Genomic DNA, 20,555 nt, shown 5'->3' with positions numbered 1-20,555 from the left:
GCCTATACCTCCAGCATGTCACGGCGCCGCAGCGGCCGTGCAAAAAGTTCGGCAAGATCGCCGGCCTGGTCGAAACCGTGGATCGGTGAGAACACGAGTTCGATCGCCCACTTCGTTGAAAGCCCTTCGGCTTCCAGCGGGTTGGCAAGGCCGAGGCCGCATACGGTAAGGTCGGGGCGGTCAGCGCGCACGCGGTCGAGCTGGAGATCGACGTCCTGCCCTTCGCTTATGCGGGCGGATGGCGGGATCAAGTCGAGTTCCTGCGCGCAGTGTGCGCGGTGCAGATAAGGTGTGCCCACCTCGACCGGTATCATATCGAGTTCAGTCGCGAGGAAACGGGCCAGCGGCACTTCGAGCTGCGAATCAGGCAGGAAGCTGATGCGCTTGCCCTCTAGCTGCGCCTTGGCATGGGAGATTGCGCGCTTCGCCCGTTCGCGGCCCGGCGCGATGACGCGGTTGAAATGCATTTCATCGATGCCGAATGCGTTGGCAGCCGCCTGAAGCCAGCTGGTCGTGCCCTCCGCCCCGAATGGGAACAGCGCGTCGAGCCGCTTGGCCCCGCGCCCTTCCAGCGCCATCGCCGTTTCAGCGAGGAAGGGCTGTGCGAGCAAATACCGCGTATTCGGACCGACCGATGGCAGGTCACGCGCATTGCGGGCCGGCAGCGCGCCGACGCGTTCAATGCCCAGCTCTGCAAAGATGCGCATGAACTGGTCTTCGACGATATCGGGAAGCGATCCGACAATCAGCAATTCCTGCGGCGCATCGGCGGCGCTCGCCGGCATTTCTGGCACAAGCGATGTCAGGCAGGCATCTTCGCCTTGGGTAAAGGTCGTCTCGATCCCGCTGCCGGAATAATTGAGGATGCGCACCGCAGGCATATGCTGCGCGCCAAGCCGTTCAGCCGCTTTGGCAAGGTCCAGCTTGATAACTTCCGAAGGACACGAACCGACAAGGAACAGCGTTTTGATATCCGGGCGGCGTTCCAGCAGGCGGCCGACCACGCGGTCAAGCTCGTCCTGGCAATTGACCATTCCGGCCAGATCACGCTCTTCCATGATCGCGGTTGCGAAACGCGGCTCAGCAAAGATCATCACTCCGGCGGCGGATTGCAGCAGGTGGGCGCAGGTGCGCGATCCGACGACGAGGAAGAACGCATCCTGCATCTTGCGGTGTAGCCAGACGATGCCGGTCAGTCCGCAGAAAACCTCACGCTGTCCGCGCTCGCGCAGGATCGGACGTTCGGATTGCGTAGGCTTGCTGGAGCAACCGGGAAGAGGCGTGACGGCGTTCATGCGGCCACCGCGGCGGACTGCATGGGCTGCTGCGCCATCTGGAGCCGTGCGGCCCGCAGTTTCAGGATGAACTGGACCGCATTAATGACATAGGCTGCATAGGCGGCGAGCGCGACGATCATCCGCTGGTCCGTTGTACCAAACCCGCCGAACAGCATCGCCAGATAAAGCGTGTGCAGCGCAAGGACGAGCATTGAAAACACGTCTTCCCAAAAGAAGGCCGGGGCGAACAACCACTTTCCAAACACGACCTTTTCCCAGATCGAGCCGGTAATCATGATGGTGTAAAGCACGAGTGTTTTGAGAACGATCGAACTGTCGGCAGCAAACGCGCCTTCGCCGGTCATCAGGTAACGGATAACCAGAACAAGGCTGGCGGTGAATACGAGGAATTGCAGCGGCGCGAGCACGCCCTGAACAACAGTCCAGACCGATTCGTCCCGGCGCTGACGTTCGGCAGCTGAATACAGCCCGCCTTCTGTCGCTTTATTATCGTCCGCCTGCAGCGTCTCAGCTGAGGAGGCGACTGCGGATACATGATCCTGCCGAGTCATCCCGTCGAGACCTACCTTTCTCTCTATGAGTCGCATTGATACGCCTACCTTTAGACAGGTGTCAAATAAATTGGACGTATAGCAAACTTGACATCTTTGTCCGCAAAAGCTTGTTTCGTTGCTCATTCAGACGAAAAGGCGTAAGGCAGAGTCGCTGGCTGCAAATTGGCGGAATATCTTCGCATCAGTCAGCAGCGACGCAATCTGCGCCGTTCCCGGCATTGCGGACCGGGAAGTTGGGAGGGTCAGATGGCTAGCAACAAGGGGCAGGGCGTGATTGAGGCTGGTCAGGCTGCGCTGCGTAGAGTCATTGCCAATCCGCTCGCTCGGCTAAGCCATGATGAGGCGGCCGCCTCGACCGCAGATAATGATCACGCGTCCCCTCTTTCCGACGATTCCATTAACTCAATTATCGAAGGCGAAATCATTCCGCGGTTGCTGATGGCGCACGCCGCCAGCGGACCCGCAGAGACCAAATCGCACGGCATTGGTATCGCCCCATCCGATGCCAACGCCTTTGCCGCGTTGCCATTGCGACTCGAGGCGGCGAATCTGGTCGAAGAAGTGGATAACTTCATCAACGCAGGCGTCAGTGTCGATGCAATCTACATCGATTTGCTCGCTCCGGCAGCGCGAAAACTTGGCGAAATGTGGGAAGCTGACGAGTGCGATTTCATCGATGTGACGATGGGATTGTGGCGGCTTCAGGAGGTCATGCGGGAGATATCGTCGCGCGCTCCGGTTGGCCGCCTGTCCGATGCAAGTAACGCAAGACGTGCGATTTTTGCATCTATGCCGGGTGATCAGCACAGTTTCGGCGCGCTGATGATTGACGAAGTTTTCTCGCAAGCCGGCTGGTATAGCGAAGCCATTGTAAAGCCGGAGCGCCGGGAATTGCTCGACAGATTGGCCAAGAGTCACTTCGATGTGGCAGGATTGACCATATCTCGCGATTGCCCTAGCGCCGCGATCTCCAGCCTGATTACGGCGATGCGCAGCGTTTCAGCCAACGAAAATTTGGTGATTTTAATCGGCGGAAGGCTGGTCAACCAAGACCAGTCGATCGTCTCACAAGTGGGAGCCGATGGGACCGGCGCCGACGCACGTGCTGCGCTAGAGGAGGCCAGAAGACTGGTCCGATCATCGCCAGTGCGGGCGCAATCAATGCGTTGAACCGGGACCATAAATGCTGACACGTAAGCACAGTATCGAAGGTAAAAACCCGTTCGGGAAAGCCGCCGAATTGTTCGATACTCTCGACGCCGATGCCGCTATGAAGCTGGCAATGGTGGCGGGCGATGTCACACTGGTTCTGGACGATACCGGCACCATTCTGGATGCGGCATTCGACCCGTCCGACTTCCCTGAATTTGGCGATTGGGTCGGCACCAACTGGATCGAAACGGTCACTGAGGAAAGCCGCCCGAAAGTCATGGAAATGCTGGCCGCCGCCCGCCGTGCAGAGGTGCAGCACTGGCGGCAGGTCAACCATCCCACGCACAAAGGTGACGTACCGATCCGGTATTCCGTGCTCAGCGTCAATGGCGGGGAGCACCGCATCGCGTTTGGCCGTGACCTGCGCGAAGCGGGCAAATTGCAACAGCGTTTGTTGCAAGTACAGCAATCACTGGAACGCGATTATCTGCGCATGCGCCAGCTTGAGGCGCGGTACCGGATGCTGTTCGATTCCTCGTCCGAAGCGGTGCTGGTGGTTGAGGCATCGACGCTTCGCATCCGCGAGGCCAACCCGGCGGCGCACACCATGACCGGCAGCCGCATGGGCACGCTGCAGGGCAAGAAATTGCCAAGTGTCATAGACAAGAACTCACGCGATGCGCTCCACGCGCTCGCCGGATCTGCGATTGCATCAGAAGGCACCGCGCCAATCGAGTTGAAACTCGCCAAGGGCAGCCGCGCGGTCACTGCATCGATCACCGGGTTCACACAGGATCGCGGGCAGTTTCTGCTTTTGCGCCTGGTGCCACTGGGCGATGCGCAGCCCGAGGCGCCAGCCCCGCTGTTCGATCTGATTGACCGGATGCCGGACGCTTTTGTCATGGCCGATGCCAATCTTGAGATTGTCAGCGCAAACCATGCTTTTGTCGAACTGGTTCATGCGGCCAGCGTCGATCAGCTGCGCGGACGGCACCTGTCCGAAACCATCGGGCGACCGGGCATCGATCTCGACCTTATTGAAGGGCAAATCGACCAGCACGGCGCGGCGCGCAATGTCAGCACGGTGTTGCAGGTCGGCGGCGACATGGAAGGCGAACCGGTCGAATTATCGGCGGTCCGCAGCAGCGGTGAGGACTCGCTCTATGGATTTGTGATCCGCCCGATCGGCAGGCGTTTGCGCGATCTGCCGCCCGGTTCGGAGGATCTGCCGCGTTCGGTCGAGCAGTTGACCGATTTGGTGGGGCGCATGTCGCTGAAAGACATCGTGCGGGAATCGACCGATCTGATTGAACGGCTCTGTATCGAAGCGGCGCTCACCTACACCTCGGACAACCGCGCATCGGCTGCCGAGATATTGGGGCTTTCACGCCAAAGCCTCTATTCAAAACTTCACCGTCACGGTCTCGGCAACCTGCCATCCGATCCCGACGCGGACTAGTTTCGCAGCCAATCGGTTCGCGGATCGGCGCATAAATCACTCAAATTATCACGCGTTTCCGGCCAAGGGTCAGTTTGCCGAGACACTCGACTGTAAGCTTTTTCCTCCGGTAATCGGCATTGCAGGCCAATTTTGCCCTGTTTTTGCACATGTCAGGCACAAGAGTGTCAAATTTATTTGACGCTTTGCTCTGTCAGACATAACTTCTCCTCATGGAACGTTCCGCGCAACCGACTCGCCTCGTGCCGTTTCCGGCGCTGCGCGATGTCGTCCAGCTTCTCAAACCGATTACCTGGTTTCCGCCCATGTGGGCGTTCATGTGCGGCGCGATTTCGTCAGGCGCGGCGATTGATGGCCGCTGGCTGTTCGTTGTCGGAGGCATCCTGCTGGCCGGACCGCTCGTTTGCGGGACCAGCCAGGCGGTGAATGACTGGTTTGACCGCCATGTCGATGCGATCAATGAACCAGACCGCCCGATCCCATCAGGCCGGATCGCCGGACGCTGGGGGCTTTATATAGCGATTATCGGCACGCTGGTTTCGGCGGCGGTCGCGTGGATGCTTGGCTTATGGGTGTTTATTGCTGGACTGGTTGGGCTGGCGCTCGCCTGGGCATACAGCGCGCCGCCTTTCCGTTTCAAGACGAGCGGTTGGACAGGACCGGCTGTGGTCGGATTTACTTACGAAGGGCTGAGCTGGTTCACCGGCGCGGCTGTCATGCTGGGTGCGTTGCCATCGGCGCAGGTGCTGATCGTGCTCTCCCTCTACAGCATCGGCGCGCACGGGATCATGACCCTCAACGATTTCAAGGCGGTTGAGGGCGACCGCGAAACCGGCTTGAAGTCACTGCCGGTAACATTGGGCGTTAGCGGCGCGGCCCGTTATGCCTGCGCGATTATGGCGCTGGCGCAGGTCGCCGTCATCGTGCTGCTGTCGATCTGGGGCCATTACATTTCCGCCGCGCTCGTCGGTGTCGTCCTTGCTGCGCAATTTGCAGCGATGCCGCGCCTCTTGAATAATCCCAAGCAATATGCGCCGTGGTATAACGCGGTCGGTGTGACGCTGTATGTGCTCGGTATGCTCGCGGCCGCGTTCGGGCTGGGGGGCTATCTATGAGCCAACCCGCCGTGCCTCAATTCACCGGACTTGGCTGGCTCGCAGTTGTGCGCATCGGATTGGTGCAGGCATCTATCGCGGCAATAGTGATGCTGACCACGACCGTCCTCAACCGGTTGATGGTGGTCGAATACGCGTTAATCGCGGGCATCCCTGCAGGGCTGGTCGGATGGCATTATGCCGTGCAGCTGTGCCGTCCGTTATGGGGCCACGGGTCCGACAAGGCATCGGGCAAAGGCATCAGCCGATCGGTCTGGATATTCGGCGGGATTGTGGTGCTGGCGTTTGGAGCGATCCTCGCGGTGCAAAGCACGATTATGATGAGCGGCAGTTTCGCGCTCGCAATGACAATTGGCGTCGCGGCCTACACACTGGTTGGTATAGGCGTCGGAGCAAGCGGCACTTCGGCGCTCGCGCTCCTTGCATCCGGAGTTGCACCTGACCGGCGCGCTCCTGCCGCTGCGGTAACGTGGATCATGATGGTGGCGGGCATAGTCGTATCGGCTATCATTGTCGGCGCGCTGCTCGATCCCTTCACGCCAGAGCGGCTGCTGGCGGTCGCATCCGGTTTGCTGCTGGTCTGCATCACCGTAACCGGCCTTGCTGTCTATCGGATCGAGCCGCGCGGCGGGATCGCGTCGCAGGCATTTGCCGCCACGGCGAAAGCGGAACCGGCTCCCGATTTCCGTGAGGCACTGCTCGAAATACTGCGCGAGAAAGCTGCGCGGCGCTTCACGCTGTTCATCTTTGTCTCGATGATGGCTTTCAATATGCAGGACCTGATCCTGGAGCCGTTCGCAGGTCTTGTGTTCGGCATGACCCCAGGAGAGTCCACCAGTCTGGGCGGTATGCAAAGCGGCGGCGTGCTCATCGGGATGATTGTCGCAGGCATCGGCGGGAGCGCTTTTTCTGGCCGACTGCCGGTGGAACTGCGCCACTGGATCGTATTCGGCTGCACAGGCTCTGCACTGGCGCTCGCCAGCCTGGCGCTTGCCGCCGTGGCCGGTCCGGGATGGCCGCTGGCTGCGAATGTATTCGCGCTCGGATTTTGCAACGGATTGTTCGCGGTTGCCGCGATTGGCGCGATGATGGGCCTTGCCGGATCGGGCGAGAAAACCCGTGAAGGCGTGCGCATGGGCGTGTGGGGCGCAGCGCAGGCCATCGCATTCGGGCTGGGCGGATTGGTTGGCGCTCTCGGCGTCGATGCGGCGCGCCGCATTCTCATCAGCGACGGCGCGGCATTTCAGGTGATTTTCGGCATTGAAGCGGCGCTATTCGTGTTGGCCGCAGTGCTGGCAGTGCGCGCGACAAGCGCCGATTTACAGCCCGCAGTATTGTCTGCGCGGCTGACGGAAAAAACGAGGGAACGAGAGGTATTCGCATGACAGAGACACTTTACGATGCTGTCGTCATTGGCGGCGGACCCGCAGGCGCGACAACCGCCACCGATCTTGCACTGGCCGGGCATTCTGTCCTGCTGATGGAGCGAGGCGGGCGGATCAAGCCATGCGGCGGCGCGGTCCCTCCGCGAATGCTCGAAGATTTCGACATCCCGCAGGATCTGTTGGTCGCCCGTGCCCGGTGCGCGCGCATGATCTCTCCTTCAGGCAGGGCCGTCGATATGCCGGTCGGCGAAATCGGCTATGTCGGCATGGTCGACCGCGATGAATTCGATGAATGGCTGCGTGAACGCGCCCGCATGTCTGGCGCAGAGCGCATGACCGCTGTCTTCGAGAAGATCGAGCGTGATGAGGAAGAGCACCCCATCGTAACGTTCCGCCGCGGTCGCGGTGCACCAATTGAACGGATCCGCGCACGCTGCATCATTGGCGCAGACGGCGCGCGCTCTGCCGTGGCAAAGCAAAGCCTGCCGGGCGCGGAACGGGTGAAATGTGTTTTCGCCTATCACGAAATCATCAAATCGCCCGATAACGACACCGATGATTTCGATGCCGCGCGCTGCGACGTATTCTATCAGGGCCGCCTCTCGCCCGATTTCTATGCCTGGGTTTTCCCGCATGGGGAGACTGCCAGCATTGGTGTCGGCAGCGCGAATAAAGGGTTCTCCCTGCGCGGTGCCGTCTCGCAGATGCGCACCGATCTGGACCTGACGCGCTGCGAAACCGTGCGGCGCGAAGGCGCTCCAATCCCGCTCAAACCGTTAAAACGCTGGGACAATGGCAAGGACGTGATCGTAACGGGCGATGCGGCCGGGATCGTCGCGCCTGCTTCGGGTGAGGGGATTTATTACGCGATGACAGGCGGGCGCTTTGTCGCCGATGCGGCCAGCGCGTTTCTGAAAACAGGCGAGGTCAAGGCGCTGAAAACCGCCCGCAGCCGCTTTATGAAAGAGCATGGCAAAGTTTTCTGGATTCTCGGCCTGATGCAGTATTTCTGGTATTCCAGCGACAAGCGGCGCGAGCGGTTTGTGACCATGTGCGATGACAAGGATGTGCAGCAGCTCACCTGGCAGGCTTACATGAACAAAAAGCTCGTGCGCAAAAAGCCGATGGCGCATGTAAAAATCTTCTTGAAAGATTGCGCACACCTCTTGGGAATGAGGGCCGCAACGCGCTAGACCCCCTGTCATGGGAAAAAGCTGGATCATACCGGTAACAATTGCGACCTTCGCAGCGATTATAGTCGCTTCGCTGGGTGCGACGATTACCGACCTCGGGCCGTGGTATCAATACCTTGCGAAACCGGACTGGAACCCGCCTGACCAGCTGTATCCGATTGTCTGGACGCTGGTTTACGCTCTTATCACTGTGTCCGCGATAACGGCGTGGAGGGCTGCGCCGGATTCGCGCCTGGCGCAGTGGGTGATCAGTCTTTTCGCGCTCAACGCATTTCTCAACATTACGTGGAGCCTGCTGTTTTTCCGCCTCCAGCGGCCTGACTGGGCCATGGTGGAGCTGGGATTTCTGTGGCTGTCCATTGCGGTGCTGATCGTGTTTTGCGGACGCTTTTCCAAACTGGCTGGCCTGCTGCTGGTGCCATACCTCGTCTGGGTGTCGATTGCCGGCGCATTGAACTGGTCGGTGATCCAGCTGAACGGTCCGTTCGGTTGATTGCGAGGCGCAGTCTGGCCGCGTGTTGCCGCGCTGGTCGGGACAGCGCCGATCACTCCCGATACGCAGCGCAATGATCGCTACGTTCTTTTCCTCAGGCCATGCCGCCGATTTCATCCTTGCTGTTCTCGCGCTTGAGGGCGTGTGGCTGCGTGTGCGCGGCTGGCATTGGGGCGAGATTGCAGGCTTACTTGGCCCGGCGGCTTTGATCGTGCTGGGCCTGCGCGCAGCTTTAACGGGGGAGGCGTGGTACTGGATCGCCGCGCCGCTCGCGCTGTCCCTGCCGCTGCACCTTGTCGATTTGCGCGCCCGGTTCCGGTCCAAAGCCGCGGACTGACCGGTTCGGCAGGCTGCCCTGAAATACACCAGATACGAGAAAGCCCGGCACCGCGTTATGCGAGTGCCGGGCTTTCTCTTTGCCGACGGGTAGAGCGCGCGCTGGGCTAAGGCTCTACCCTGCAACGGGCGGCTTATTTCGGAGCGTAGTAATGCTCCTGCGCCCATACATACCAGTTATCGACGACTGTGCCCGATAGCAGGATGCCAATTCCGCCAGTGAAGGTTGTCAGCACCGCGAACCACCAAGCCCAGCGGTGGATCGATTCCATCGACGCGTTAAAGCCCATGGTCCAGCGCCAGAACAGGCCAGCCCGTTCAGATGCCGTGCCGCGGTCGGTGATCTGCTCGATCTCGCGCTCACCGCCATAACGGCCAACCGCAAGGATCGTCGCACCGTGCATCGCGAAGAGAACTGCCGAACCGTAAAGGAACACAATCGAAAGCGCGTGGAACGGGTTGTAGAACAGATTGCCGTGGATGAGCGAGAAGTTGTTGGTCCAGTCGAGGTGCGAGAAGATGCCGTATGGCACCGCCTCGGCCCAGCTGCCCAGCAATAGCGGGCGGATAAAGCCCAGCACCGCAAACAGCCAGATCGCACTCGCAAACGCCCAGGGGATATGCATCCCCATGCCCAGCGCCCTTGCCCGGCGATAGGTGCGCGCCCACCATGCGAGCACCGAAATGCTCAGGAAAGCGCCGGTCAGGATGAACCAGCCGCCCTCATTCAATGGAACGAACGGGCTAAACCCGTATTCCGGGCCCGGAGGATCAAGCGAAAGCCAGAACAGCTCGCGCATGAATGTCTGCGGGCTCCACCCGGCCTCGGCCCAGAAGTTGAGGCCGATGATCATGAATGCGGCAAACCCGAAGGTCAGCGATATTACGCCCAGCGTGCCGAGATAGACCGGGCCGAACTGGGCCTGACCGATTTTGCCCATCCAGTAATTGTAACCGGTGTAGGGCCAGCGGATGTCTTCGCCCGGTGGCAGGTCCACGCCCATTTCGGGCGGGCCTTTCACCTGGATCTGCGTGAAGATGTTTTGATAGGTAGCCATTTAGATCGGCCCTCCTTCCCAGATCGGGATCTTTCTCCAGAAATCCCAGAACTCCGGCCAGCTGCCAACGTAAAGCGGGCCTGAAATCACGATGCAGATCGCGCTCCAGAAACCGGCATTTAGCGCCAGCGCCAGCCCGACACGGTGGATGCCCAGTGTACCGACCGAATACCCGATGAAGTCACGGAAGTAGGTGTCTTCGTATTCAGGCGTTTTCACATCGGTGCCGCCCGACGGGTTCACCGCCGAAAGCACCAGCCCGCCGTGCAATGCGAGAGCGAGGCAGTTCGTGAAGAAGAACGCGATCGCCAGCATGTGAACCGGGTTGTAGTGGAAGTTTGCATACATATACCCGGTGTTCGACACCCAATCGAGGTGCGACCAGATGCCATAGGGGAAACCATGTCCCCAGGCGCCCATCAACACCGGCCGGATAACGACCAGAGTGACATAGGCGAACACCGCAACACTGAATGCGATGGGAATGTGATAGCTCATACCAAGCTTGCGCGAGATTTCCGCTTGCCTGAGAACCCAGGACGAAAACGCGACAATCGCGCAGGCGGTGATGACCTGCCAGTATCCGCCCTCTGAAAGGGGCGCAAAGGCAAGGCCGTTTTCAATGGCCGGCGGTTTGATGTCGATCAGCCACGGGTTCAAGGTCGGACCTTCAGCGGCCGCGGCAAAGATCAGCATCGTTCCCAATGCTGCGCTGATTGCCACCATGACCCCAAAGAATCCGACATAAAACGGGCCGACCCAAAAATCGAATAGGTCGCCGCCGATCAATGTTCCACCGCGCACGCGGTATTTCCGCTCGAAACTAAGGAGCGCCATAGGTCCATCCTTCCCGCCTTATCGGCGGGTGTTAAACTGTTATCGAAAAGAAGTAGGAGGCAGGCAGGCGAACCTGCCCCCTTGCATCTTTAACTGGCCGTCAGGTTGCTGCTGGAGCTTCCGACGCTTCTACCACTGCAGTCACAGTAGGATTGCCAGTGGTCGAGTCATCGAGCCAGTTGTAGCGATCCGTGCTGAGCAGGATGAAGTGAATCGAAAAGGCCAGAACAGCCAGGCCGACGTGCAGCGCCACGAGAACGCGGCGGACGTCAAATATCATCCAAATGTTCCACATAGTGAAACTCCTTTGAGATTTGTAATTAGCAGAGTTCAGCCGATCACGCGCAGTTGCACTGCGGGCATCGGCAAGTCATTCTGCGTGGATCAGATCGGGAACCAGGGCTTGTCATACCAGACAAGCGCGTGCGCCACGATTGCGATGCCCACGTAAAGTGCAAAAGTACCCATGAAACCCTTGTGGATTTCTTTGGCCTCTTCAGGCGTCAGATGAGTGCCAATGCGCTCACCAGGTGTCGGATCAACCATTAGTCAGTCTCCGTATAGTTGGTTGGAGTAGAGGCAAAGCCTCCGTCGGCATCCCCGCGTGATCCCCCACGTGGATTTGATGAGCCCTGTAACAGGGCAAACTGATGCCAGTGTGCCGTTTTGTGCGAGGAGAATGCGCGCAGTGTCATGCGGTCTCTCCTTCAAGCAGCGCCTCGGCGAGGCAATCTGGGGTAACTGTTGTATTTCCGCGCTTGCGGGCGGTGTGTTCGGCGCTGTCGCGCAGCCGTTTTGCCGCTGAAATGCGGACCAGAACGGGCTGTGTCTCGACCAGCGCATCCAGTTTTGTCTTGGCCGCTTCGTCCCAGCTCAGTTCTGGTTCGCGGCGTGTCGGCGTTGGGTCTGCGCGGTCCATGTCGGTACCCAGCGGCAGAATGTGGAACAGCGCATCGAACAGCGCATTGCACACTTCCTGCACGATATAGGTCGCACCGGAATAGCCCATGAAAGGCGTGCCGGTGTGGCGGCGAATGGCAGCTCCGGGGAAGCTGGCCGGAATGAACTGAGTGCTGGGCCCATGTGCGCCCGCAGGCCCGCCAGACGCGGCCTCGGCCAGATACATGCGTTCATTATAACTGCCGAACATCACCAACGGCGGGTTCGAATGGATTGAGGCGCGCACGTCTTCGTTGGCCGGTTTTACCCCGGCGCAGCGCGACACGCTGAGCGTGCAGGGCAGGCCCATGTCTTCCTGCAGGAAGTGGGTGATGCCGCGCGCATAGGTATCGTTCGCGACGATCCCGAAACTGGCGGTGCCAAAGAAATCCTGAGTGACCGAGCGCCACAGATCCCAAAGGGGTTTGATTGTGGTGTGCTTTTCGCGCTCGATAAACGGTTCGGGGTCCAGCCCGAGTTCTTCGCCCAGCGCGCGCAGGAACTTGGTTGTGCTCGAAAGCCCCATCGGCGCTTGAAAATACGGCCGCTCCAGCGTTTCGCAAAGGTTGCGGCCAAATTCGCGGTACATGCAGACATTTGCGTCCGATGTGCCAAGCTGGCGGATATCGGCCAGATGGCAGCCGAGCGGGAAGACGATGCCGACCTCTGCGCCGATCCCTTCGACCAGACGGCGGATTTCCGCGAGGTCGGACGGCATGTTGAACATGCCGTAAGACGGGCCGATAATGTTGACGACCGGCTTTTCGCCCTCTTTGCGCGCCTTTGGCTTAGGCGTTTTTTTCGGGCCGAATTCCGTCCAGAGCCATGTCAGCGCGCGGTCGGCGCTTTCCCATTGATCTTCGTCGATGGTGCGCGGCAGGAACCGTTTAATATTGGTGCCTTGGGGCGTCACGCCGCCGCCGATCATCTCGGCGATGGAGCCGGTGACCACCACAGCGGGCAGTTCCGGGTCGAGCGCCTGCCAGGCGCGTTTCATCGCGCCTTCGGTGCCGGTTTTACCCAGCTCTTCTTCACCGAGGCCGGTGACGACAATCGGCAATTCATGCGGGGGCAGGGCGTCCGTGTAATGCAGCACCGATGTGACGGGCAGGTTTTCGCACCCGACCGGGCCATCAATGATGACTTGCAGGCCTTTTACCGCCGTAAAGACGTAAGTTGCGCCCCAATATCCACCGGCGCGGTCATGATCGAGAACGAGTGTCATGTGCCCACCGCCTCGGCCGCTTTGCGTGCCGCTTCGTTGAGAGCCGCATATTTCTTGCGGAATTTGGGCCGGTCGATGGGTGTATCTTCCCAGACGCCGGATGCATGTGCGGTGCCGACCCCTTCGAAGAAGTCGCGCATCTTGTCGAAGCGTTCCTTGTTGCCAATCGCACCATTGATGACCTGCGCGAGGCTGCCTGCACCGGCTGGCCCCATCAGAGGCCGCGCGGAAATCAGGTTGGTGAAATAGAGCGCCGGGATGGCTTTCGCCTTGGCATGCTGGACAACCGGGGTGGTTCCGATCGCGAGATCGGGGCGGTATTCCTCGACCGCGGCAATATCCTCTTCGAGGCTGGCGCGGAAATTGACATGCACGCCGACATTTTCGAGCCATTCGCGGTCGCGTTCGGACCACGGTGTCGCAGGGCAGGCACTGCCGACATACCTTACGTCAGCGCCGCTTTCGATCAGCAGGCGCGCCACCAGCAGTTCGGACCCTTCATAACCTGAAACGGTGATGCGGCCCTTGATCGGATTGGCAGCAAGCGCGCCCTTGATCGCTGCCGACATTGCGTTCTTCACGCTGTCAGCCTGCGCCTGCGGAATACCGAGTTCGTCGCGCACTGACTGAAGCCAGGCGGTCGTGCCATCGACGCCGACCGGGGCCGATCCGATGACCGGGCGGCCCGCGGCGCGGAATTCGCGGACGCTGGCGGTGTAAAACGGGTGGATCGCCGCGGCGAGCGAACAATCGAGCGCGGAATAAAGCTCGCGCCATTCGCGGGTCGGGACGACCGGCCCTGCGGCAAGGCCCATCGGTTCGAGCATTTGCCCGATCACGACAGGGTCTGCAGGGAACATTTCGCCAAGCAGCGCGACCGTCGGCCTGTCTGACCGCTCTTTGGGAGCGGCGACGGGACCTTCTTCGACTTCGGTGCGGGCATAATTCAGCATCGCCCCTGCAAGGACATCTTTCGCCTCTGCATGGGTAGGGATGCCGAAACCGGGCACGTCGATGCCGATGATGCGCACGCCGTTGATCTGTTTCTTAAGCAGTCGCAGGGGAACGCCGCTGGCGGTTGGCACGCACAGATTTGTGACGACGATTGCGTCGTAATTTTCGGGATCGGCGAGGTCCTCGACCGCTTCCTTGATATCCTCGAACAGCTTGCCTGTGACGAGCGTTTCGGAGGAAAACGGCACATATCCTACCGTCCGCCGCGCACCGTAAAAGTGCGAGGTGAAGGTCAGGCCGTACACACAGCAGGCCGAGCCGGAGAGCACGGTTGCAGTGCGTTTCATCCGCAGTCCCACGCGGAGCGATCCGAAGGCTGGGCACATGCTTTGTGGCTGGTCATGGGGACCAACCGGATAATCGGCTTCGTATTGGTCAAGAATTTCGTTTTTGCCTGCAGCGCGCGCCGCTTCCTTCATGGTGCCGGTGCTGGAGCAGCCGCCTTCAACCACGTCTTTTGATCCGCTCAGATCGAGCGTGTCAGGAGTGCGATCCGGTTCATGGGCCGCTTCGGAGGAGTGCAGGTCAGTCATCAGATCTCGTCGTAAACAACCTCAAGGCTTGGTTTTTCTTCAAATGTTCCGCCGCGCATGTCGGCCTGGGTGGCCGGCACGAGTTCGATGTTGCCGCCGGTCTGATCGGCGCTGAACAGGTTCAGCAATCCGTCCTGATCCAGCGGGGTTGGCTGTAGCGGGGGCGCTTCGGCGACATTCACCGCGAGCGTTTCAAACAAACCGGCCCATTCGCCGCCGGGTACGCCGACGATCTGGTAATTTGCCGATTTACGGCGAATATCGTCGTTGGCAGGGATGGCGGTGAGGACCGGGATGCCGACAGATTCTGCAAAAGCGTGCGCTTCGCCGGTGCCATCGTCCTTGTTCACGATCATGCCGGCAACGCCTACATTGCCGCCCATCTTGCGGAAATATTCGACCGCGTGGCAGACATTGTTGGCGACATAGAGCGATTGGAGATCGTTCGATCCGACCACGATCACTTTCTGGCACATGTCGCGCGCAATCGGCAGGCCGAACCCGCCGCACACCACATCGCCGAGGAAATCGAGCAGGACGTAGTCAAAGCCCCATTCGTGGAAGCCCAGTTTTTCGAGCAATTCGAACCCGTGAATGATGCCGCGTCCGCCGCAGCCGCGGCCAACCTCTGGTCCGCCCAATTCCATTGCGAACACGCCGTCACGCTGGAAGCACACATCTTCGATGGTGACTTCTTCGCCGGCGAGTTTCTTTTTCGAGGATGTTTCGATGATGGTCGGGCAGCTTTTGCCGCCGAACAGCAGGCTGGTCGTGTCCGATTTCGGATCGCAGCCGATCAGCAGCACTCGTTTGCCCTGCTGGGCCATCATGTAGCTGAGGTTGGAAAGGGCAAAACTCTTGCCAGAACCGCCCTTGCCATAAATTGCGATGACCTGCGTTTCGCTGGTCACTTCGCCGGTATGGACCGGATCGGGTTCCTGCGAGGCTTCGTCGCGGAGACTTTCCGTCTGTGCGTCCAACATAGTCATGCAGCTTCGCTCCAATCGAGAACCATTTTGAGGCAGGCCGGATCGTTGAAGGCCTGCGGATATGCTTCGCCAGCCGCATGGGCCGGGCGCGCATCGGTGATGAGACCTGTGAGATCGAGCTTTCCGCTTTCGATCAGCGATAATGTCTGCGCCAGATCGCCCGGCTGCCATTCAGCGGCAATGCGCAGCCGCGCCTCTTTCATGAAGGCTGCGGGGAATGCGAAATTGACCCGCTCTGCGTAAAACCCGGCAAGTGTGATTTCGCCGCCCTTGGCAAGATGCGGGGTCGCGGCATCGATGATCGCGGCATCGCCGCTGGCATCGTAGATGGATGTGTAATCGCGCCGATCATCGTCACCCGGCGTGATAACCGTGTATCCGGCTGCGCCATCGCGGCGCGCCTCGCTGGTTTCCCACACGGTCGGCGCGGGCGATCCCAATGCCGAGGTGAGCCGGGCGAGCAGTCGTCCCAGCACGCCGTGACCGATGATCAGGTCAGGCGCGGTGCCGCCATTGATTGCGTGAAGCGCTGTTGCGGCGAGTGCGCAAAGCACGCCAGATTGGCCGAGCCGTTCTGGCACTGGCAGGGCGCGCGCCGATGGCACGATCAACCGGCTGGCCGTGCCGCCAAACAGGCCGCGTGCGTCCTGATAACAATTTGCGCCGGGCACAAACACCCAGTCGCCGATCCGTCCGCGAACATCGCTGCCCGCATCGACGATTCGGCCGATTGATTCGTAACCGGGGACAAGAGGATAACCCATGCCGGGGAAGTCTGGCATTCGCCCGTCCCACAGCAGTTTTTCGGTGCCGGAACTGATGCCGCTCCATGCAATGTCGATCACGACATCACCTGGGCCTGCAGGCGTCAACTCAAGCTCCCGCAGCGCGAGGCGCTCCGGTCCTTCAAGTATGACAGCCAATGCATTCATGATCCGTATTCTTCCCTCTTGGGGCTTTCCCTGCCGGTCCGCCTGTAAGGCGACTCGTGCAAAGGAAAAGCGACCTTCTCCAACTGTGTGCTACGCCTTACATCGCAAGGTGTCAAACAAAGCAGACACATCTGTCGTCAAGTTTCTGCGACAATGCAGCTTGCGATGACCGGTTGTGCGGTGGCGACAAGGCGCGTTCGGGAAAAGCCGGCTTCTTTCAGCATTGCCTTGATTTCTCTGGGTGACCGGGGCCGGCCCGATCCCATTGCCCACAGGTAAAGCCCGAAAAACGCATCCCCCATCGGCTCCGCGCCGGGGATTTCGGCCATCGGCTCCGCGATTAGCAGCCGTCCGCGTGGCCCCAGGCTGGCGCGGATATTCTTGAGTAGTGCAAGCGCGGGACCATCGTCGTGATCGTGCAGGATGCGCACCAGTGAAACGAGGTCATAACCAGTAGGCACCGCTTCTTCGAAAAAGTTGCCGGGATGGCAGGTCAATCGTTCGCTGCCGACATCGCGCGCCAAATGAGCGCGAGCGGTTTCCACAACCTCCGGCAGGTCGAACAGGCCCAAATGAAGCTCGGGATAGACCGCGCCGACGCGCCGCAAAAACGCGCCATGTCCGCCGCCCACATCCAGCAGCTTTCCCTGTTTGGGAAACCGGAATGCGCCGATCACCTCGTCCGCGACGAATCGCTGTGATGCAGCCATCAGCTCGGAATATTCCTCCGTCTCCGCCCCGCGTGTTGCCGCCCCGTGAAGCGCGCCAGCATATGACCAATAGCGCGAAAGTTCGGTGGGCTCTGCGCGGTCGCGGCGAAGCAGGTCGAGCGGGTCGTTCAGGTCGGCATACAGCAGCCGGTGATGCCGAATCATCGCCTGCGTTCCCGGATCAGCCTGTAACACCGCGCCCTGTTGGCCCAGCATCCAGCCATCGGGCGCGCCTTCTTCCGCGAGGTCGAGCGCGCGCGCCGCCCTTAACAATCGCAGGGCTGCATCGCGGCTCAGATCAATTTCGCTTGCCACCTGATCCGCGCTGACCGGACCTTTGGCCAGCAAATCAAGCAGCCCGCTTTCAACCGAAGCGCGCAGCACCTGCGAATAGGAAAAGCCGACGAGATGATCGAACATCTGCGTCGCGCGTTTCCGAGCGACCGATTTGATGAACGGGATGCGCGCCGCCCAGTAATGAAAGCGCGAGCTTGCAAAAATTGCGTTGCGACGCGCGATCCAGCGGACCTTTAGCGAAGGCTTTTCCATCATTCCCAAACGAATTGACATCCCATATGTCCAAATGATTGGACAGATGATAGTGTAAGGTCAATGATTATGTCTGCGGGCCGCTTATACAAACCAAGCGAGTCGGCATGACGAAGGGGAGACCGTGAGCGAAAAGATCGCGATCATCGGAGCAGGAATGGGCGGGCTTTCCAGCGCGGCCATGCTGGCTGCGCGCGGCCATGACGTGACCGTCATCGAAAAAGAGGACTGGGTCGGCGGCAAGGCGCGCACCGTCCGCGTCGATGGCCGCGATATCGCAGCCGGCCCGACCGTCTTTACGATGCGCGATGTGTTCGATCGGATATTTCAGGCCTGCGGTGCGCGGCTCGACGATTACATCAATGTCCGCCGCGCAGAGGTGATTGCCCGCCATGCGTGGGACGATCGCGAACAGCTTGACCTGTTTGCTGATCCTGTTCGCAGTGAAGAGGCAATCGGTGATTTTGCCGGAGCGGGTGCGGCGTCGGATTTCCGCGCCTTCCGCGAAGAAGCGCGGCGCATTTACGAGGTGCTGGACGAGCCTTTCCTGCGCGGCGACAAATCCTACACCCCGTTCCCGATGATGTGGCGCATTGGCCTCTCCCGCATCGGCGATGCAATGGCGATGCGGCCGTTTGACAATCTGTGGAAGGCGCTGGGCCAGCATTTCAGCGATCCGCGCCTCCAGCAATTGTTTGGCAGGTATGCGACCTATTGCGGGTCCGATCCGTTTCGCTCTCCCGCAACGCTGATGCTGATCGCGCATACCGAGGCACGCGGCGTGTGGCTGATCGATGGCGGGATCAACGCGCTCGCCAATGCGCTGAAGGCGTTGGCAGAGGCAAAGGGCGTCAGCTTCATCACCGGCTCTGGCGCTGCGCAGATTCTGACCGAGGGGCGGCGCGTCAGCGGTGTCCGGCTGGACAACGGCGACACGGTGCGTGCAGATATAGTCGTGTCGAACGCCGACCCAGCGGCGCTGACCAGCGGAAAGTTCGGCGAGATTGCGCGCAAGGCTGTGCCCGAGATGCCGCCATCAAAACGATCGCTATCGGCGCTGGTGTGGTTTGCCCATGCCGAAACATCCGGGTTCAACCTTAGCCATCACAACGTCTTTTTCTCGCCCGATTACGCGCGCGAATTTCAGGATATTGCCGCTGGCCGGCCGCCATCCGATCCCACCGTATACGTTTGCGCGCAGGACCGCAGCGCCAGCCTGCACGATGCGCCCGCAATTGCCGATGGCATGCGTGAACGCATCCAGATCATCGTCAACGCGCCCGCCAACGGCGACACCCACACCTACACTGCCGAGGAGACCGAGAAATGCACTCACATCATGAGAAGCACGCTTCAAAGGTGCGGCCTCACGCTGGAACAGGACATGCCGAGCCAGCTGGCAACGCCGCAGACGTGGGAGGGGCTGTTTCCGGCGACCGGCGGCGCCCTTTATGGCAGAGCGTCGCACGGCTGGGCGGCCTCTTTCCTGCGGCAGGGGCCGAAGACGCGCATTCCGGGCCTGTATTGCGCGGGCGGGGCGACGCACCCAGCGGCCGGGGTCCCGATGGCAGCCTTGTCAGGACTGCTGGCAGCGCGAACGATCGAACGGGACCTAGGTTCGATGCGGCGGTTCCACCGGGCGGCTACACCTGGTGGTACATCGATGCCATCAGCGAAGACGGGCAGCATGGGCTGACGATCATCGCGTTCGTGGGAAGCGTGTTCTCACCCTATTACAAACGCAGCGGGAGGGGCGACCCGCTCAACCATTCCAGCCTGAATGTGGCGCTGTACGGTCCCGGCGCGCGCTGGGCGATGACGGAACGGCCATCGGCATCTCTCAAACGCGATGTCAACAACCTCCAGATCGGCCCGAGCCATGTCGAATGGAAAGGTGACGCGCTGGAAATCACCATCGAGGAACGCGACAAGCGATTGTTCAATCCGCTGCGCCGCAAGGTTCGCGGCAAGGTTCGCGTCATTCCCGAATCTCTCAACCCGACCAGTTTTGCGCTTGATCCGGCAGAAAACCACATCTGGCATTGCATGGCCCCGCGCGCCCGTATCGAAGTTGCGATGGAGGAACCCGGTGTCTCGTGGAAAGGCTCAGGCTATTTCGACCACAATCGCGGGTCGGAGCCTTTGGAAGACGGGTTTCGCATGTGGCACTGGTCGCGCGCGCACATGAAAAGTGGCGCGGTGGTCTGTTACGAGGGGGAGCGCGGCGACGGTTCTGTTTTCGCCAGCGCGATCCGGTTCGGCAAGGACGGCATACCCGAAGAAGCGGACCTGCCGCCATCTGCCCGGCTGGAAAGCAGCGCATGGGGGATCAAACGGCGTACCCGGTCCGAAGTCGGCTTTGCCGAGGTCAGCCGCACATGGGAGGATACGCCGTTTTACGCCCGTTCAGAACTCGCATCGCGGCTGTATGGCGAGGATGTCGTTTCTATTCAGGAAAGCCTCGACATGCGGCGATTTGCATCGCCCGTGGTGCAATTCATGCTGCCATATCGAATGCCGCGCGCAAAACGGTAGGCTCGCTTACGCGGCGTTCTTTTCATTGCTGGCTTGATCCGTGGTCTCTGCCCCGGTTGCAGCGGTGCCTGCTGCGGTGTCTGCCGGGGCGTCTGCGGCTTCCGCTTCCGCCCGTGCGCGCTCCTCTTTCGTGCGCTTGAGATCGCGGCTTACCGACCAATATTGCCACAATGCAAAGCTTAGGGCGAAACCGTAGAAGAACACGATTTCCAGCCAGCCATAGTTATCGCCCATGCGCCGCGCGCTCCT

General features: G+C 60.4%; 21 protein-coding genes. 9 read left to right on the top strand and 12 right to left on the bottom strand.

Features of this window, described 5'->3' with window-relative positions; all coding sequences use genetic code 11:
* Window positions 1–2: 2 nt before the first annotated feature.
* The gene (locus ACGHU1_RS08665) at window positions 3–1,295 is read right to left on the bottom strand and encodes a ferredoxin:protochlorophyllide reductase (ATP-dependent) subunit N (protein WP_390585824.1); all 1,293 of its coding nucleotides are present in this window, start codon (window positions 1,293–1,295) and stop codon (window positions 3–5) included.
* Complete coding sequence (gene bchF / locus ACGHU1_RS08660; protein ID WP_390585822.1) at window positions 1,292–1,849, bottom strand: 2-vinyl bacteriochlorophyllide hydratase; 558 nt, start codon at window positions 1,847–1,849, stop codon at window positions 1,292–1,294. The genes ACGHU1_RS08665 and bchF overlap by 4 nt, the downstream gene beginning before the upstream one ends.
* A gap of 249 nt (window positions 1,850–2,098) precedes the next feature.
* Here bchF and ACGHU1_RS08655 point away from each other — a divergent pair, with 249 nt between their 5' ends.
* The 7 genes from ACGHU1_RS08655 (at window position 2,099) to ACGHU1_RS08625 (ending at window position 8,986) form a co-directional block, all read left to right on the top strand.
* Window positions 2,099–3,022, top strand: coding sequence for a B12-binding domain-containing protein (locus ACGHU1_RS08655; RefSeq protein ID WP_390585819.1), 924 nt, complete (start codon window positions 2,099–2,101; stop codon window positions 3,020–3,022).
* Between the two features lie 13 nt (window positions 3,023–3,035).
* Window positions 3,036–4,463, top strand: coding sequence for a transcriptional regulator PpsR (gene ppsR, locus ACGHU1_RS08650; RefSeq protein WP_390585816.1), 1,428 nt, complete (start codon window positions 3,036–3,038; stop codon window positions 4,461–4,463).
* A 212-nt stretch (window positions 4,464–4,675) separates the two neighbouring features.
* Window positions 4,676–5,578, top strand: a complete 903-nt coding sequence (chlG, locus tag ACGHU1_RS08645; RefSeq protein ID WP_390585814.1) for a chlorophyll synthase ChlG — start codon at window positions 4,676–4,678, stop codon at window positions 5,576–5,578.
* The gene (locus ACGHU1_RS08640; protein ID WP_390585812.1) at window positions 5,575–6,963 is read left to right on the top strand and encodes a BCD family MFS transporter; all 1,389 of its coding nucleotides are present in this window, start codon (window positions 5,575–5,577) and stop codon (window positions 6,961–6,963) included. Before chlG ends, ACGHU1_RS08640 begins: the two co-directional genes overlap by 4 nt.
* A complete protein-coding gene (locus ACGHU1_RS08635; protein WP_390585810.1) occupies window positions 6,960–8,156 on the top strand; it encodes a geranylgeranyl diphosphate reductase in 1,197 nt (398 codons plus the stop codon). Before ACGHU1_RS08640 ends, ACGHU1_RS08635 begins: the two co-directional genes overlap by 4 nt.
* Window positions 8,157–8,166: 10 nt before the next feature.
* Window positions 8,167–8,649 carry a TspO/MBR family protein gene (locus tag ACGHU1_RS08630; protein WP_390585808.1) on the top strand — a complete coding sequence of 161 codons (483 nt, stop codon included), beginning with the start codon at window positions 8,167–8,169 and terminating at the stop codon, window positions 8,647–8,649.
* Between the two features lie 73 nt (window positions 8,650–8,722).
* Window positions 8,723–8,986, top strand: a complete 264-nt coding sequence (locus ACGHU1_RS08625; protein ID WP_390585806.1) for a hypothetical protein — start codon at window positions 8,723–8,725, stop codon at window positions 8,984–8,986.
* A gap of 133 nt (window positions 8,987–9,119) precedes the next feature.
* On the opposite strand, the gene pufM is transcribed toward ACGHU1_RS08625, so the two are convergent.
* The 9 genes from pufM to ACGHU1_RS08580 form a co-directional block, all read right to left on the bottom strand.
* A complete protein-coding gene (pufM, locus tag ACGHU1_RS08620; protein WP_390585803.1) occupies window positions 9,120–10,043 on the bottom strand; it encodes a photosynthetic reaction center subunit M in 924 nt (307 codons plus the stop codon).
* A complete protein-coding gene (pufL, locus tag ACGHU1_RS08615) occupies window positions 10,044–10,880 on the bottom strand; it encodes a photosynthetic reaction center subunit L (RefSeq protein ID WP_390585801.1) in 837 nt (278 codons plus the stop codon). It lies immediately after the preceding gene.
* 100 nt (window positions 10,881–10,980) lie between these two features.
* Complete coding sequence (gene pufA, locus ACGHU1_RS08610; protein WP_390585798.1) at window positions 10,981–11,175, bottom strand: light-harvesting antenna LH1, alpha subunit; 195 nt, start codon at window positions 11,173–11,175, stop codon at window positions 10,981–10,983.
* Between the two features lie 89 nt (window positions 11,176–11,264).
* Window positions 11,265–11,426, bottom strand: a complete 162-nt coding sequence (gene pufB / locus ACGHU1_RS08605) for a light-harvesting antenna LH1, beta subunit (RefSeq protein ID WP_390585795.1) — start codon at window positions 11,424–11,426, stop codon at window positions 11,265–11,267.
* A gap of 145 nt (window positions 11,427–11,571) precedes the next feature.
* A complete protein-coding gene (gene bchZ / locus ACGHU1_RS08600) occupies window positions 11,572–13,044 on the bottom strand; it encodes a chlorophyllide a reductase subunit Z (RefSeq protein ID WP_390585793.1) in 1,473 nt (490 codons plus the stop codon).
* Entirely contained in the window at window positions 13,041–14,591 is a 1,551-nt protein-coding gene (gene bchY, locus ACGHU1_RS08595) for a chlorophyllide a reductase subunit Y (RefSeq protein ID WP_390585791.1), read from the bottom strand. Before bchY ends, bchZ begins: the two co-directional genes overlap by 4 nt.
* Complete coding sequence (locus ACGHU1_RS08590) at window positions 14,591–15,580, bottom strand: chlorophyllide a reductase iron protein subunit X (RefSeq protein WP_390585789.1); 990 nt, start codon at window positions 15,578–15,580, stop codon at window positions 14,591–14,593. Before ACGHU1_RS08590 ends, bchY begins: the two co-directional genes overlap by 1 nt.
* The gene (bchC, locus tag ACGHU1_RS08585) at window positions 15,577–16,512 is read right to left on the bottom strand and encodes a chlorophyll synthesis pathway protein BchC (RefSeq protein WP_390585786.1); all 936 of its coding nucleotides are present in this window, start codon (window positions 16,510–16,512) and stop codon (window positions 15,577–15,579) included. The genes ACGHU1_RS08590 and bchC overlap by 4 nt, the downstream gene beginning before the upstream one ends.
* 137 nt (window positions 16,513–16,649) lie before the next feature.
* On the bottom strand, window positions 16,650–17,792 hold the full coding sequence (locus ACGHU1_RS08580) for a methyltransferase (RefSeq protein ID WP_390585783.1): 1,143 nt from the start codon (window positions 17,790–17,792) through the stop codon (window positions 16,650–16,652).
* 103 nt (window positions 17,793–17,895) lie between these two features.
* Between ACGHU1_RS08580 and crtD the strand changes: the two genes are divergently transcribed.
* Window positions 17,896–19,467, top strand: coding sequence for a 1-hydroxycarotenoid 3,4-desaturase CrtD (gene crtD, locus ACGHU1_RS08575; protein WP_390585780.1), 1,572 nt, complete (start codon window positions 17,896–17,898; stop codon window positions 19,465–19,467).
* 14 nt (window positions 19,468–19,481) lie between these two features.
* A complete protein-coding gene (locus ACGHU1_RS08570) occupies window positions 19,482–20,306 on the top strand; it encodes a hydroxyneurosporene dehydrogenase (RefSeq protein ID WP_390585778.1) in 825 nt (274 codons plus the stop codon).
* 6 nt (window positions 20,307–20,312) lie between these two features.
* On the opposite strand, the gene ACGHU1_RS08565 is transcribed toward ACGHU1_RS08570, so the two are convergent.
* On the bottom strand, window positions 20,313–20,540 hold the full coding sequence (locus ACGHU1_RS08565) for a hypothetical protein (protein ID WP_390585775.1): 228 nt from the start codon (window positions 20,538–20,540) through the stop codon (window positions 20,313–20,315).
* Window positions 20,541–20,555: the final 15 nt, after the last annotated feature.

Origin of the sequence: Erythrobacter sp. MTPC3 (genome assembly GCF_042854385.1) — a bacterium.
Classification (GTDB): domain Bacteria; phylum Pseudomonadota; class Alphaproteobacteria; order Sphingomonadales; family Sphingomonadaceae; genus Erythrobacter.
The sequence above is the reverse complement of the archived record's forward strand: the minus strand, read 5'-3'. Positions and strand labels throughout refer to the sequence as shown.

What these genes read in the sequence shown, in the direction of transcription:
- ACGHU1_RS08665 (WP_390585824.1), bottom strand. Translation starts at nt 1,295, where the DNA reads ATGAACGCCGTCACGCCTCTTCCCGGTTGCTCCAGCAAGCCTACGCAA.
- bchF (WP_390585822.1), bottom strand. Translation starts at nt 1,849, where the DNA reads ATGACTCGGCAGGATCATGTATCCGCAGTCGCCTCCTCAGCTGAGACG.
- ACGHU1_RS08655 (WP_390585819.1), top strand. Translation starts at nt 2,099, where the DNA reads ATGGCTAGCAACAAGGGGCAGGGCGTGATTGAGGCTGGTCAGGCTGCG.
- ppsR (WP_390585816.1), top strand. Translation starts at nt 3,036, where the DNA reads ATGCTGACACGTAAGCACAGTATCGAAGGTAAAAACCCGTTCGGGAAA.
- chlG (WP_390585814.1), top strand. Translation starts at nt 4,676, where the DNA reads ATGGAACGTTCCGCGCAACCGACTCGCCTCGTGCCGTTTCCGGCGCTG.
- ACGHU1_RS08640 (WP_390585812.1), top strand. Translation starts at nt 5,575, where the DNA reads ATGAGCCAACCCGCCGTGCCTCAATTCACCGGACTTGGCTGGCTCGCA.
- ACGHU1_RS08635 (WP_390585810.1), top strand. Translation starts at nt 6,960, where the DNA reads ATGACAGAGACACTTTACGATGCTGTCGTCATTGGCGGCGGACCCGCA.
- ACGHU1_RS08630 (WP_390585808.1), top strand. Translation starts at nt 8,167, where the DNA reads ATGGGAAAAAGCTGGATCATACCGGTAACAATTGCGACCTTCGCAGCG.
- ACGHU1_RS08625 (WP_390585806.1), top strand. Translation starts at nt 8,723, where the DNA reads ATGATCGCTACGTTCTTTTCCTCAGGCCATGCCGCCGATTTCATCCTT.
- pufM (WP_390585803.1), bottom strand. Translation starts at nt 10,043, where the DNA reads ATGGCTACCTATCAAAACATCTTCACGCAGATCCAGGTGAAAGGCCCG.
- pufL (WP_390585801.1), bottom strand. Translation starts at nt 10,880, where the DNA reads ATGGCGCTCCTTAGTTTCGAGCGGAAATACCGCGTGCGCGGTGGAACA.
- pufA (WP_390585798.1), bottom strand. Translation starts at nt 11,175, where the DNA reads ATGTGGAACATTTGGATGATATTTGACGTCCGCCGCGTTCTCGTGGCG.
- pufB (WP_390585795.1), bottom strand. Translation starts at nt 11,426, where the DNA reads ATGGTTGATCCGACACCTGGTGAGCGCATTGGCACTCATCTGACGCCT.
- bchZ (WP_390585793.1), bottom strand. Translation starts at nt 13,044, where the DNA reads ATGACACTCGTTCTCGATCATGACCGCGCCGGTGGATATTGGGGCGCA.
- bchY (WP_390585791.1), bottom strand. Translation starts at nt 14,591, where the DNA reads ATGACTGACCTGCACTCCTCCGAAGCGGCCCATGAACCGGATCGCACT.
- ACGHU1_RS08590 (WP_390585789.1), bottom strand. Translation starts at nt 15,580, where the DNA reads ATGACTATGTTGGACGCACAGACGGAAAGTCTCCGCGACGAAGCCTCG.
- bchC (WP_390585786.1), bottom strand. Translation starts at nt 16,512, where the DNA reads ATGAATGCATTGGCTGTCATACTTGAAGGACCGGAGCGCCTCGCGCTG.
- ACGHU1_RS08580 (WP_390585783.1), bottom strand. Translation starts at nt 17,792, where the DNA reads ATGTCAATTCGTTTGGGAATGATGGAAAAGCCTTCGCTAAAGGTCCGC.
- ACGHU1_RS08565 (WP_390585775.1), bottom strand. Translation starts at nt 20,540, where the DNA reads ATGGGCGATAACTATGGCTGGCTGGAAATCGTGTTCTTCTACGGTTTC.